The following is a 13,076-nucleotide window of genomic DNA, read 5'->3' as shown; positions in this document are numbered from 1 at the left end:
CGTGACACGGCGAACGGACTGGGACTGGGCCGAGTACGCCCACCCCGTTGCTCCTGGGGACCAGGGGCGCGGAGGTGGGGCGGGCTCCGCGGGGGACGGTGACGGGACATACGGCGGCGAGGGGGCCGACGGGTCGTACGACGACGGTCCGCGCGGTGGCCGTGGCCGTGGCCGTCGTGGTCGTCGGCGTGGCTTCGGTGAGGCCTCCGGCGGCCCACAGGACGGAGGTTCCTCATCCTCGTCGAGGGCCGGGGAAGAGGAGCCCCCAGGGGACCCGGCTGAGCGGGCGCGGGCGATCTGTCTGCGCCTGCTCACCGGGACCCCGCGCACGCGGAAGCAGCTCGCGGACGCGTTGCGCAAGCGGGAGATCCCCGAGGACGTGGCGGACGAGGTGCTGTCACGTTTCGAGGAGGTCGGCCTGATCAACGACAGCGCCTTCGCGGACGCCTGGGTGGAGTCCCGGCACCACGGCCGTGGTCTGGCCCGGCGGGCGCTCGCGCGGGAGCTGCGGACCAAGGGTGTGGACTCGGCGCTGATCGACGAGGCCGTCGCCCAGCTCGACTCCGAGCGGGAGGAGGCGACCGCGCGCGAGCTCGTCGCCCGCAAGCTCCGCTCCACCCGCGGCCTCGACCGCGACAGACGTCTCCGGCGCCTCGCGGGCATGCTCGCCCGCAAGGGCTACTCCGAGGGCATGGCCCTCCGGGTGGTCAGACAGGCGCTGGAGGAAGAGGGCGAGGACACGGAGGGGCTGGAGGACCAGGGGTTCTCAGGAGTCTGAGGCGAGCGGGGCTGGTTCACGAGTGGGGCTGGTTCAGCGGGGAGCTGCTTCGCAGGGGGAAGGGCTGAAGGGAAGGGCTCTGGTGAGCCCAGGTTGACTCGGGGGTGTGGGCGGGGCCCGGGGTGAGGCCCTGTGCACGGTGGACGCGCGGGGGCGCCGATCGCGTTCAGGGCCCGGTCGGTCGGCTGTCGGGGCCTGCCGTGCCGCCGCCCTGCTCCGGGATCCGCCCCGTCACCGGAAACCCGGCCGCCCGCCACGCCTGGAAGCCGCCCACCAGGTCGGTCGCCCGGTGCAGCCCCAGCTGTCGTAGGGACGCGGCGGCCAGGCTGGACGCGTAGCCCTCGTTGCAGATCACCACGATGCGGAGGTCGTGGCCGGTGGCCTGCTGGGTGCGGTGGCTGCCCTGCGGGTCGAGGCGCCATTCGAGTTCGTTGCGCTCGACGACGAGGGCGCCGGGGATGAGGCCGTCGCGGTCGCGGAGAGCCGCGTAGCGGATGTCGACCAGGAGGGCCTCGCCCGCCCGAGCGGCGTCGTGCGCCTCCCGTGGCTCCACGCGGTCCAGGTCCGCGCGGACCCGTTCCAGCAACTCGTCGATGCCCACCGGGTGTTCGGGACGCGTGCTCACTGCCAGTCCTCCGGACGCTCGACCTGCTCCAGGCGCAGTACCCGCCCCGTACGGCTGTAGCGGCGGATCTGCGGCAGGGGCGGATAGTACGCGTGGACGGACACGGCATGCTCCTCGGCGGACTCGTTGAGCACCTCGTGGACATGGTGGCGGCCGAAGGCACGGCCCTGGCCTGCCGACAGCCGGCGCTCACGGTCGACGCCCTCCGTCAGCTCCAGGGTCTTCCAGCCGTCGTTGGGCAGCCGGGCGGCGAGCGAGTTCTCCTTGAGATCGCCGGATGCGGTGACGAAGGCACCCACCGACTCGGCGTGGTCGTGCCAGCCCGTTCCGGTGCCCGGCGGCCAGCCGATGAGCCAGGCCTCGCTGCCGCCCGGGCCGTCGAGCCGTACCCAGGTGCGGCCCTCGGGGTCGAGGGGGAGCGAGGCGATCAGCTCGGCGTCGGCGGCCGTACGGCGGGCGAAGTGGAGCAGGTCCGCCTGGGTGGGAGCCTGGGCGGGCGCGGAGACAGAGGGGGAGAGGGAGGGGGAGACAGACACGTACACCGTCCTGATGAGCGTTCGCGTGGGAGCGCGCGGCCGGACGCGGGTGGGTGGCGGCGCGCGGGAGGAAGCAAGGGGTGCGAGATCAGCAGGACGGACGACACACGCAGCCCGCGTAGCGGACGAGGTCCATGTGGACCCTCCGCCACAGGCGCACACAGGTGTCGGTCACGATCCGGAGTAGAGCATGGCGGTCGACGCCGGTCAACTCACTGTCACTATGTGGACTTCAGGGTGACCGTCAGTTCGAGGAACGCGGGACGCACGGGTCCCTCAGCCCGTGTTCGCCGCCGTCTCCGCCTCGCTCCGCGCCGGTCCGCCCAGCGTGGCCTCCGCGGCCTCGTACAGGTCGGCGGGCCGGACGCCGCCCAGCGCGGTGACCAGGTGGCCGTCGGGGCGGATCAGCAGGACCGTGTGGGCGGCCGCGCCCGGGTAACTCTCGGCGACCAGGAGCTCGGCGTGGTGGGGCAGCGCGGTCACGGCGGCCGCGAGGCGGGGCATGATCCCGGCGCTCACCCAGTGCTTGCGCTCCCACACCCCCGTACCCGGGGCGATCAGCAGCACCAGCAGCGCCCCGCGCCCGAGCCGGTCCCGCAGCCGTACGAAGGAGCCGTCCTCGGCGGTCACCCGCACATCGGTGACCTGCTCGCCCGGGGCCGTGCCGACGGTGGTCTCCGACGCGGCGCGCGGTGGTGCGAGCGGCGAATCGGTGTACGCCCCCGGCGCGCCCAGCGGTCCGCGCCCCAAGTGGGCATCCGCGAACAGCGCGTCATGGCTCCGGGCCGGGCCGAGGACGTACGAGCGCAGGCCCTTGCCGCCGCGCAGCACCGGCAGCGCCTGGTCGGCGGCGCGCAGCCGGGCGGAGACGACGGCGCGCCGCTCCGCCTGGTAACTGTCGAGGAGCGCCTCGTGCGGGCCGTGGTGCCAGGCCAGCGCCAGCTTCCAGGCCAGGTTGTCGGCGTCCCGTAGCCCCTCGTCGAGCCCGTGCGTGCCGAGTGCGCCGAGCAGGTGTGCGGCGTCCCCGGCGAGGAAGACCCGGCCGGCCCGCCAGCGGCGCGCGAGGCGGTGGTGGACGGTGTGGACCCCGGTGTCGAGGAGCTCGTACGGCGGGGTCGAGCCGCCCGTCCAGCCCGCGAGGGTCTCCCGGATGCGGGCCACGAGGAGCTCGGGGGTGACCAGGTCCTTGCCCGGCGGCAGCAGCCAGTCCAGGCGCCACACGTCGTCGGCGAGCGGCCGTGCGCTCACCTCCCCGGCGGCGGGGCCGGACGTCCGCCACGGCGGCATCCGGTGGAGCAACGCCTCGCCGGGCCACGGAAGTTCCGTGCGCAGCGCTGCCACGGCGTGCCGTTCCACGGCCGTACGCCCGGGGAAGCGGATGTCCTGGAGTTTGCGGACGGTGGAGCGGGGGCCGTCGCAGCCGACGAGGTAGCTGCCGCGCCACCACGTGCCCTTGGGGCCGCGGGTGTGGGCCGTGACGCCGGAGGGCTCCTGTTCGATCGAGTCCAGCCGGCTCTCCACGACGACCTTCACCAGCCGTTCGCCCGCGACGGCCTCGCGCAGGGCGCCGGTCAGCAGGTGCTGGGGGAGGTGCAGCGGAGCGGGACCCTCGAAGCCCGCCAAGCCCTCCAGTCCGTCCGGAGCGCCCCCCGAGGCGTCTCGCGGGGCACGCTCCGGCGTGTGCGCACCGGCGTCGAACCTGACCTCCCGCATCACCTGCTTGCGCCGCATCGACCGCCATCCGGCCCAGCGGAACCCGGCCTCCGTGAGCGGCTCACTTGTCAGCCGCTCGATCAGCGCGGCCGTCTCGTCCGGCAGGACGACCGTCCGCGCGGGCCGCTGCTCGTCCTTGCCGGGGCCCTCGTCGAGGACCACCGACGGGACCTCCTGGCGCGCCAGCGCGAGCGCGAGCGTGAGCCCCACGGGCCCCGCTCCGACAATGATCACCGGGTCCACGGCGCGGTGCCCCCTGCCCGGAACGGCGTCCAGAGGAACGTAAGGAAACAAGCAGGTGGAGCAGGGTGCACGATCACAGAACGTATGCAACCCATTGCCGGTGCCTGCGTCAAGCGACGGAGGCAGTGGCGAGCACGCCACTGCCTCCGGTTGGTCACATAGCGTCAGTTCACGGACCGCGAAGGCCCGTTCGGCCGACTCGGCTCACGGACCCTGAGGACCCTTCGCCACGTCCGTGTGCTCGCCCGGTGCCGCGAGTTCGTCCACCGCGTCGGCTCCGACGACCGCGCCCGTGCTCTTCTTGCCGCGCCGCAGCCTGGCCTCCAGCCAGCTCGCGAACGTGGTCAGCGCGAAGTTGATCGCGATGAAGATGACGGCCACGACCGTGAAGCTGGCGATGGTGTTCGCACCGTAGAAGGAGCTCATCGGGCGGATCGCCGCCATCAGGTCGGAGAAGTTGAGCAGCGCGCCGCCGAGCGCGGTGTCCTTCACGATGACCACCATCTGGCTGACGATGGCGGGCAGCATCGCGGTGACCGACTGCGGCAGCAGCACGGACCGCATGGTCTGGCCCTTGCGCAGCCCGATCGCCATCGCGGCTTCCGACTGCCCCTTCGGCAGGGCCAGGATGCCGGCCCGGACGATCTCCGCGAGCACCGAAGCGTTGTACAGCACCAGGCCGGTGACGACCGCGTAGAGCGCTCGGTCGTCCGGATCGAAGTCGCCGTACGTGTCGTACAGCGCGTTGGCGAAGAGCATCAGGATCAGCACCGGGATCGCGCGGAAGAACTCCACCACGGCGCCGGAGGGCCAGCGCACCCACGAGTGGTCGGAGAGCCGCGAGATACCGAAGACCGCGCCGAGCGGCAGAGCGATGGCCATGGCGAGGGCGGCCGCGATGAGGGTGTTCTCCAGGCCCGGCAAGAGGTACGTGGTCCACGCCTCGGTGCCCGCGAGGAGGGGCTCCCACTTCGCCCAGTCGAGCTGGTTCTTCTCGTTGAGCTTGGCGACCACCCACCACACCACGGCGGCGAGGGCGATCACGAACACCACCGAGAGGATGACGTTCCGCCGCTTGGCCCGGGGCCCGGGGACGTCGTACAGGACCGAGGTCATCGCTTCACCGCCACCTTCTTGCTCACCCAGCCGAGGATCAGACCGGTCGGGAGGGTGAGACAGACGAACCCGAACGCGAAGATGGCGGCGATGAGGATGACCTGGGCCTCGTTCTCGATCATCTCCTTCATCAGCACCGCGGCCTCGCCCACGCCGATCGCCGCGGCGACCGTGGTGTTCTTGGTCAGCGCGATCAGCACGTTCGTCAGCGGGCCGACCACCGAGCGGAACGCCTGGGGGAGCACGATCAGCGTGAGCACCTGGGTGAAGTTCAGCCCGATGGCGCGGGCCGCCTCGGCCTGGCCGACCGGCACCGTGTTGATCCCGGAGCGCAGTGCCTCGCAGACGAACGCCGCGGTGTAGGCGACCAGGCCGAGCACGGCGAGCCGGAAGTTGGTGGTCACGAACCGGTCGGAGCCCATGTTCATGCCCAGGGTCTGGAAGAGACCCAGTGACGTGAAGACGATGATGATCGTCAAGGGGATGTTCCGCACCACGTTCACGTAGGCGGTGCCGAACCCACGCATCAGGGGGACGGGGCTGACCCGCATCGCGGCCAGCAGAGTTCCCCAGATCAGGGAGCCGATGGCGCTGTAGACGGCGAGCTGCACCGTCGTCCAGAACGCCTCCAGCAGATCGTAGCCTTCAAGAAAGTCGAACACTGTCTCCCGCGCTTCCGCACATGGGCAGGGCGCGGCGCGCCGCCACAACGAGGCGGCGCGCCTGGCCGGTCGCCCTGCTTACTTGACGATGTCGCCGATCTTCGGCGCGGGCTCGTTCTCGTAGTTCGCCGGGCCGAAGTTGGCCTCCACAGCCTCGTCCCAGGCACCGTCGGAGACCATCTTCTCCAGGGCGGTGTTGATCTCCGCCTTGAGGTCGCTGCCCTCCGGGACACCGATGCCGTAGTTCTCGTTGCTCAGCTCGAAGCCGGCGAGCTTGAACTTGCCCTTGAACTGCTCCTGCGCGGCGTAGCCGGCGAGGATGGAGTCGTCGGTGGTCAGCGCGTCGACGGCCTCGTTCTCCAGGCCGGTCAGGCACTCCGAGTAGCCGCCGTACTCCTGGAGGTTGGCCTCCGGGGCGATGGAGTCCGCGACGTTCTGCGCCGAGGTCGATCCCGCCACCGAGCAGAGGTTCTTCTCGTTGAGGTCCTCCGGCTTCGTGATCGAGTCGTCGTCGGCGCGGATCAGGATGTCCTGGTGGGCCAGGAGGTACGGGCCGGCGAAGTCGACCTTCTCGTCACGCTCGTCGGTGATCGAGTACGTGGCGACGATGAAGTCGACGTCGCCGCGCTCCAGCAGCGTCTCGCGGTCGGCGCTCTTCGCCTCGCGCCACTCGATCTGGTCCTCGCTGTAGCCGAGTTCCTGGGCGACGTAGGTCGCCACGTCGACGTCGAAGCCCGTGTAGCCGTCCGGCGTCTTCTGGCCGAGGCCCGGCTGGTCGAACTTGATGCCGATGGTGACCTTGTCGCCGCCGGCGGTGGCGTCGGAACCGGTGTCGTCCCCGTCGTCGGAGCCGCACGCGGTGGCGGTCAGGGCAAGGGCGAATACGGCGGCCGAAGCGGCGGTAGCCTTGCGGAGCTTCATGGTGAACATCCTTTGCGTGGTGAAGAGATGCGTGCCGTGGTGCGGTGACGCGGTCCGTCCGGTGCGGGTGACGCTGGGCGTGCGGGGCTTCGGAGTGCGGATCCTCGGTGAGGAACTCAATGGTGCCCTCAGTGGTGCCTTCGGTGGTGTCCTCAGTGGTGGAGGATCTTCGACAGGAAGTCCTTGGCCCGGTCGCTGCGAGGGTTGCTGAAGAACTGATCCGGCACAGCCTCTTCGACGATGCGGCCGTCCGCCATGAACACCACCCGGTTGGCGGCCGAGCGGGCGAATCCCATCTCGTGGGTGACGACGACCATGGTCATGCCGTCGCGGGCGAGTTGCTGCATGACCTCCAGCACCTCATTGATCATCTCGGGGTCGAGCGCCGAGGTCGGCTCGTCGAAGAGCATGACCTTCGGGTCCATGGCCAGTGCCCGAGCGATCGCGACACGCTGCTGCTGGCCGCCGGAGAGCTGCGCCGGGTACTTGTCCGCCTGGGTGGCCACACCCACACGGTCGAGGAGGGCACGGGCCTTCTCCTCGGCCTCCTTCTTGTCGGCCTTGCGGACCTTCAGCTGCCCCAGCATCACGTTCTCGAGCACCGTCTTGTGCGCGAAGAGGTTGAACGACTGGAACACCATGCCGACGTCCGCCCGCAGCCGGGCGAGCGCCTTGCCCTCCGCGGGCAGCGGCTTGCCGTCGATCAGGATCGCGCCCGAGTCGACGGTCTCCAGGCGGTTGATGGTGCGGCACAGGGTGGACTTGCCGGACCCGGAGGGCCCGATCACCACGACGACCTCGCCCCTGGTGATGGTCAGATCGATGTCCTGGAGCACGTGCAACGCGCCGAAGTGCTTGTTGACGCTCTTCAGGACGACCAGGTCCTCGGTCGCGGCCACTGCGTCCTTGGCCACCGATACTTCGGTCATCGCTTTCTGGCTCCGTCCTCCTCGGTTGCGGAGGACAGTAGTGACCTTCCCCGACCAGCGTCATTACATCTGAGGGGAAATTGAGCATAACGATCCGATAGCAGGCATGCACCCGGCGTAGTGGCTGATCAGAGGCCACGTACCGGCTGGGTAACGGAACCGGAACGGCCTTGACGTCGTCCTCTCCCATCGGCGTGACTGACGACAGATGAACCGGAGGGGGCCGCAATGAGACTGCTCCTCGTCGAGGACGACAACCACGTAGCCGCCGCCCTGTCCGCGGTCCTGGCGCGGCACGGCTTCGACGTCACGCACGCCCGCAGCGGCGAGGAGGCACTCCAGGCGCTCGTCCCGGAGGGCGCCGGCTTCGGCGTGGTCCTTCTGGACCTCGGCCTGCCCGACCAGGACGGATACGAGGTCTGCGGCAAGATTCGCAAGCGCACCGGCATCCCGGTGATCATGGTGACGGCCCGCTCCGACATACGGTCCCGGATCCACGGCCTCAATCTCGGCGCCGACGACTACGTGGTCAAGCCGTACGACACCGGGGAGCTGCTCGCCCGCATCCACGCCGTCAGCCGCCGCAGCGTCCCCGACGACACCGCCGTACCCGGCGAGACCTCGCTGCGGCTCGGGCCCGTGCGCATCGAACTGCCCACCCGCCAGGTCAGCGTGGACGGTTCGGCCGTCCAGCTGACCCGCAAGGAGTTCGACCTGCTCGCGCTGCTGGCCCAGCGGCCCGGGGTGGTGTTCCGCCGGGAGCAGATCATCAGCGAGGTGTGGCGCACCAGTTGGGAGGGGACCGGACGCACCTTGGAGGTGCACGTCGCGTCCCTGCGCTCCAAGCTGCGCATGCCCGCCCTGATCGAGACAGTGCGCGGGGTCGGGTACCGGCTGGTCTCCCCGGCGTCGTAGCGTGCCCGCGTGCGCACTCGTCTGCTTCCGCTGCTCATCGTCCTGATGGCCGCCGTGCTGCTCGCCCTCGGCATCCCGCTGGCGGTGAGCCTGGCGGCGGCGCGGCAGCAGGAGGTCGTCGTCGACCGCATCGACGACACGGCGCGCTTCGCGGCCCTCGCCCAGTACGTCACCGACGTGCCCGAGGGCTCCCGGGTGGACGTCGACCCGGACGAACGCGGCGAGACCCTGCGCCGGGAACTCGCGCAGTACCACAACGTGTACGACATCAGGGCCGGCGTCTTCTACCGGAACAAGACGCCCATGGCCAACGCGCCGCAGAGCTGGTTCGTGCCCTCCGAGGGCGAGGGGCTCGCCGCCTACGAAGAGGCGCGCCTGGGCCGCCGCAGCCACGATCCGGAACAGGTGTGGCCCTGGCAGCAAGGCCGGCTCGTCGTCGCCTCCCCGGTCATCCGCGACGGTGATGTCGTCGCCGTCGTCGTCACCGACTCGCCCACCGGGCAGATGCGTTCGAAGATCCTGCGCGGCTGGCTCGTCATCGGCGCGGGCCTGCTCGCCGCGATGCTCCTCGCCGTCGGCGCCGCGCTGCGCCTGACCGGCTGGGTGCTCAAGCCGGTACGCGTCCTCGACGCCACCACCCATGCCATCGCCTCCGGACGCCTGAAGACCCGCGTCGCGGTGGCGGGCGGGCCGCCGGAACTCAGACGCCTGGCCGGGTCGTTCAACGAGATGGCCGACAACGTCGAGGACGTCCTGGAGCAGCAGCGCGCCTTCGTCGCCGACGCCTCGCACCAACTGCGCAACCCCCTCTCGGCGCTGCTGCTGCGCATCGAGCTGCTCGCCCTCGAACTCCCGGAGGACAACGAGGAGATCGCCTCCGTCCGCACCGAGGGCAAGCGCCTCGCCCAGGTCCTCGACGACCTGCTCGACCTCGCCCTCGCCGAGCATGCCGAGGCCGACCTCAGGATCACCGACATCGGCGAGCTGACCGCCGAACGCGTGGCCGCCTGGGGGCCGGTCGCCGACAGCAAGGGCGTACGGCTGGCGGGGACCTGCCCGGCCACCACCGCCTGGGCCGACCCGGTGACCCTGTCCAGCGCCCTGGACGCGGTGATCGACAACGCGCTGAAGTTCACCCCCGAGGGGAAGAGCGTCGAGGTCGAGGTCGCCTCCAACGGCGAGTCCTCGACCGTCGTCGTCACCGACGGCGGCCCCGGCCTCGGCGACGAGGAGCTCAGTCGCGTCGGCGACCGCTTCTGGCGCAGCCCCGGCCACCAGAACGTCAAGGGTTCCGGCCTCGGCCTGTCCATCTCCCGGGCCCTGCTCGCGGCGGGCGGCGGCTCCATCTCGTACGCCCGCAACGAGCCCCACGGGCTCCGGGTGACGGTGACGGTGCCGAGGACGGGGCCGACTGCCTGAGCGGGCCCTGAGAGGGCTTCTCGGGCTTGTACGGTCGTAGTACGTGGGGTGGTTACGGCGGCCGTGGGGTGGTTACGCGGCCGTAGGTCGCCTACGGCTTCTACGGCTTGACCGAGCGGTAGTACCGCCGGGCGCCCTCGTGCAGCGTGAGCGGGTCCGTGTAGATGGCGGTGCGCAGGTCCACCAGCTGGGCCGCGTGGACCTGGTGGCCGATGCTGTCACGGCTCCGGATCACCGTGCGGGTCAGCCATTCCGTCAGCCGGGGGTCGACGCCCTCGCGCGTGATGAGCAGGTTCGCCACCGTCAGCGTCTGCACGGTGGAGCCTCGCTGGATCGCTTCGTAGGCGTCGGCCGGCATCACCGCGGAGCGGTAGTAGAGGGAGGGCCCGCCCTGCTTGTGCAGCTCGGCGACGATCTTGGACTCGATCGGGATGAACCGGAACGCGTACACCTCGGCGAAGTCGACCAGGCCGCCCGTCGGCAGGCCCCCCGACCAGAAGAAGGCGTCGAGCTCGCCCCGGCGCATCAGGCCGGGCCCGTCCTTTATGGCGACCTCCTGCGGCTCGATGTCCTCGTCCGGGTTCAGTTCCGCCGCCTGCAGCACCCGGTTCGCGATCAACCGCACACCGGAGGCGTCCGGTCCGATGCCCACCCGCTTGCCCTTGAGGTCTTTCACCGACTGGATGTCGGAGGTGCCCGGGACCACCAGCTGTACGTAGTCGTCGTACAGCCGGGCGATCCCGCGCAGCCGGCCGGAGCCGGGCTCGCCCTCCAGCTGATAGGTCTCCACGGCGTCGGCCGCGGCGATGGCCACGTCGGCCTCGCCGGTGGCCACCCGCCTGATGTTCTGCTGCGACCCGTCGCTCGACTGGAGGTCCACCTTCAGCCCCGGCATGTCCTTGGCGATCGCCTCGCGCAGCAGCTGGCCGTACTCCTCGTAGACCCCTGTCGGCGTGCCCGTGCTGAACGTGATCGTCCCGCTGGGCGGTTCCTCACGAGGCCAGGCCAGCCACGTCAGCAGCCCGAGGACCACGAACGCGGCCACCAAGGCGATCAGCGCGCGGCGTCCGCCGAGGCGCGGGGCTTCCTGGAACATGCGCGCGATCCTGCCAGGTCACCGGACGGGGGGCCAAGGGCCTGGCCCATCCGGTGCGGGGCCGTGACGTAGGGGTTGGTAGCTGCTCGCCGGAGAGAGTGCACGAGGTTGAGTTAGCTCGATCGTGTGATGGTCCGCTCGTGTGATGGTCCGCTCGTGGGCTTGCGGCGCCCTGGGCCGACCGGGTTGACGTGATCGTGCGATCTGGGACGCCGGGTACGGCGCCGGCGTGCGGGGCCCCCGCTCCACCAGAGAGATGGTTCGGGGCCTTCCCGTCGCCTCTGGCCGTACCCACATGGCCGGGTCGCGCAGGGCAGGGTCCATCAGCGGCCTCCGGCCGCGGGGGCCTCCCGGGCCCGGACCACGCACGGGATGCGTGTCGCCGCCCCGGGGTTGAGTACGCCGGGGACCTGGGGGCACCTCCCACGCCCTTAAGGCAGTGGGGGAGCGCCCAGGACCGTTCGGGGCGTGCGGCTGATCGGACTCACTCCCGCTCAGTCTTCAGGAACGGTAACGGGAGGGGTGGCGGGGCGCGTGTACCGCCGGCCCGGCCACCCGGAAGCGCGATCGGTCAGGGGCCGGTGGCCACGGCTACCGAAGGATTCCCGAGGTGGCCCGCGTCGAGCACGCTCGCCACGTGCGCGACGCGGACCGGGTGCGCGGGCTCACCGAGCTGCTCCGGTCGCTGCGCCCCGATCTGCTCGTGTCGATCGACAACGAGGGCGGCGGTATCCACCATGGTCGGCGATGAGCAATGAATTGAGCCAGGACCTGGTGGTGGGCCTGGACGCCGGTGGCACCCGTACGCGTGCCCTCCTCGCGTCCGCCGAGGACAAAGGCACGCTCGTGCTCGGCGAGGGCGCGGCCGGACCGGGGAACGTCCTGACCGTCCCGGTACCGCGGCTCACCGACCACCTCGTCGAGGCCGTCGGCCGGGCGGTGCCGGCGGCCGCGCGTGGCCGGGTCATGGCCGTGGCGGGCGGTTTCGCCGGTGCGATGGGCACCTCGCCGGACGAGCCCGGGCGACGGAACGCCCTGTCCGCCCTGACGGCCGCGCTGGCCCGGCTGGGCATCGCGGCACAGTCCGTCCTCGTCAGCAGCGACATCGAGGCGGCCTTCGCCTCCGCGCCGGGCGCCCCCGCCGACGGACTCGCCCTGGTGGCGGGCACCGGCGCGATCGCCATCCGCATCAGCGGGCGCCGGTGCACGGTCACCGTGGACGGCGACGGCTGGCTCCTCGGCGACGACGGCAGCGGTTTCTGGATCGGCCGCAGCGCGGTACGGGCAGCGCTGCGCATGGCGGACGGGCGGGGTAGGGGGACGGTGCTGGCGGGGGTGATCGGGCGGGAGTTGGGGGTGCCGGGGGAGGCGTTGCCGTGCGGGGGTGGTGGCGGTTCGGTGTACGGGGCGGGCGGTGGTGGTTCGGTGTACGGGACCGGAGGTGACGGCTCGCCATCCGGCACACGGGCCGTGGTGCAGCCGGAGGGCGTCGACCGTGGGGACGGCCCGGTGACCGGAGGTGATCGTCCTCCGGCCCAGGCGCCGACCGAGTGGTCCCGCGAGCAGCGCGAGGCCTACCGGCGGCACGTCCTGCCCGCTGTGATGGGCGAGCCGCCCATCACGCTGGCCCGGTTCGCTCCGCTGGTGGCCGAGGCGGCGCGCGCCGGGGACGCTGTCGCCGAGGAGATCCTGCGGGAGGCGGCGGACCGGCTGACCGAAACGGTACGGGCATTGGGGGCACGGCCGGGCGAGCGGATCGTCGCGACCGGCGGTCTGCTGGGCCCGGACGGGCCGCTCACACAACTCCTCGACGGCCGCCTGCGCACGCTCGGCCTCCAGATGCACTGGGTTCCGGACGGCTGCCGGGGCGCCGTGGCCCTCGCCCGCATCGAGTACGGCCGCCCGGCGCGGCCGACCGACGCCGGATGAGCGGGAGTTCGGGTCGCTCCGGTGACGTGGACGCACAGGCGAGCATCGAAGGGACCGGTGGCATGCCGAATCCGGAGCAGGCGGTCGGCCGAGCCGAGCGGGGACCAGGGGCCGGGCCGACGTCCGAGGTTGATTCGACGCCGTAGGTCGGGCTGTTGCCTGGGGCCGGGATGGAGTCTGACGCTGGGGCGTTG

13 protein-coding genes are annotated in these 13,076 nt (G+C 71.4%); 4 read left to right on the top strand and 9 right to left on the bottom strand.

Annotation, left to right across the window (positions count from 1 at the left end; genetic code table 11):
• Nucleotide 1: 1 nt before the first annotated feature.
• On the top strand, nucleotides 2–778 hold the full coding sequence (recX, locus tag ACWD3C_RS14445) for a recombination regulator RecX (RefSeq protein ID WP_451143648.1): 777 nt from the start codon (nucleotides 2–4) through the stop codon (nucleotides 776–778).
• A 166-nt stretch (nucleotides 779–944) separates the two neighbouring features.
• Here the strand turns inward: recX and ACWD3C_RS14440 are convergent, their stop codons facing one another.
• The 8 genes from ACWD3C_RS14440 to ACWD3C_RS14405 all read right to left on the bottom strand — a co-directional run bounded on the left by ACWD3C_RS14440 (nucleotide 945) and on the right by ACWD3C_RS14405 (nucleotide 7,523).
• Nucleotides 945–1,403 carry a rhodanese-like domain-containing protein gene (locus ACWD3C_RS14440; protein ID WP_451143646.1) on the bottom strand — a complete coding sequence of 153 codons (459 nt, stop codon included), beginning with the start codon at nucleotides 1,401–1,403 and terminating at the stop codon, nucleotides 945–947.
• Nucleotides 1,400–1,939: a cysteine dioxygenase gene (locus tag ACWD3C_RS14435; RefSeq protein ID WP_451143644.1), complete on the bottom strand. Its 540-nt coding sequence runs from the start codon at nucleotides 1,937–1,939 to the stop codon at nucleotides 1,400–1,402. Before ACWD3C_RS14435 ends, ACWD3C_RS14440 begins: the two co-directional genes overlap by 4 nt.
• Before the next feature lie 88 nt (nucleotides 1,940–2,027).
• On the bottom strand, nucleotides 2,028–2,099 hold the full coding sequence (locus tag ACWD3C_RS14430; RefSeq protein ID WP_309544753.1) for a putative leader peptide: 72 nt from the start codon (nucleotides 2,097–2,099) through the stop codon (nucleotides 2,028–2,030).
• 116 nt (nucleotides 2,100–2,215) lie between these two features.
• Nucleotides 2,216–3,895, bottom strand: a complete 1,680-nt coding sequence (locus tag ACWD3C_RS14425) for an FAD-dependent monooxygenase (RefSeq protein WP_451143642.1) — start codon at nucleotides 3,893–3,895, stop codon at nucleotides 2,216–2,218.
• A 204-nt stretch (nucleotides 3,896–4,099) separates the two neighbouring features.
• Nucleotides 4,100–5,011 (bottom strand): amino acid ABC transporter permease, encoded by a 912-nt coding sequence (locus ACWD3C_RS14420; RefSeq protein WP_451143640.1) that lies wholly within the window; start codon nucleotides 5,009–5,011, stop codon nucleotides 4,100–4,102.
• The gene (locus tag ACWD3C_RS14415; protein WP_451143638.1) at nucleotides 5,008–5,673 is read right to left on the bottom strand and encodes an amino acid ABC transporter permease; all 666 of its coding nucleotides are present in this window, start codon (nucleotides 5,671–5,673) and stop codon (nucleotides 5,008–5,010) included. Before ACWD3C_RS14415 ends, ACWD3C_RS14420 begins: the two co-directional genes overlap by 4 nt.
• A 78-nt stretch (nucleotides 5,674–5,751) precedes the next feature.
• Nucleotides 5,752–6,594, bottom strand: coding sequence for a glutamate ABC transporter substrate-binding protein (locus ACWD3C_RS14410; RefSeq protein ID WP_451143636.1), 843 nt, complete (start codon nucleotides 6,592–6,594; stop codon nucleotides 5,752–5,754).
• Between the two features lie 152 nt (nucleotides 6,595–6,746).
• Nucleotides 6,747–7,523, bottom strand: a complete 777-nt coding sequence (locus ACWD3C_RS14405) for an amino acid ABC transporter ATP-binding protein (protein ID WP_451143634.1) — start codon at nucleotides 7,521–7,523, stop codon at nucleotides 6,747–6,749.
• Nucleotides 7,524–7,751: 228 nt separating this feature from the next.
• Here ACWD3C_RS14405 and ACWD3C_RS14400 point away from each other — a divergent pair, with 228 nt between their 5' ends.
• Nucleotides 7,752–8,438 carry a response regulator transcription factor gene (locus ACWD3C_RS14400; RefSeq protein ID WP_451143632.1) on the top strand — a complete coding sequence of 229 codons (687 nt, stop codon included), beginning with the start codon at nucleotides 7,752–7,754 and terminating at the stop codon, nucleotides 8,436–8,438.
• A 9-nt stretch (nucleotides 8,439–8,447) separates the two neighbouring features.
• Entirely contained in the window at nucleotides 8,448–9,857 is a 1,410-nt protein-coding gene (locus ACWD3C_RS14395; protein WP_451143630.1) for a sensor histidine kinase, read from the top strand.
• 100 nt (nucleotides 9,858–9,957) lie between these two features.
• Here ACWD3C_RS14395 and ACWD3C_RS14390 read toward each other — a convergent pair whose 3' ends face one another.
• Complete coding sequence (locus ACWD3C_RS14390; RefSeq protein WP_451143628.1) at nucleotides 9,958–10,953, bottom strand: TAXI family TRAP transporter solute-binding subunit; 996 nt, start codon at nucleotides 10,951–10,953, stop codon at nucleotides 9,958–9,960.
• 747 nt (nucleotides 10,954–11,700) lie between these two features.
• On the opposite strand from ACWD3C_RS14390, the gene ACWD3C_RS14385 reads away from it, so the two are divergent.
• Nucleotides 11,701–12,882, top strand: a complete 1,182-nt coding sequence (locus tag ACWD3C_RS14385; protein WP_451143626.1) for an N-acetylglucosamine kinase — start codon at nucleotides 11,701–11,703, stop codon at nucleotides 12,880–12,882.
• Nucleotides 12,883–13,076: the final 194 nt, after the last annotated feature.

Source organism: Streptomyces sp. NPDC002845 (assembly GCF_053591955.1).
Note: the sequence above shows the minus strand (reverse complement) of the source record. Positions and strands in the feature narration are given on the sequence as shown.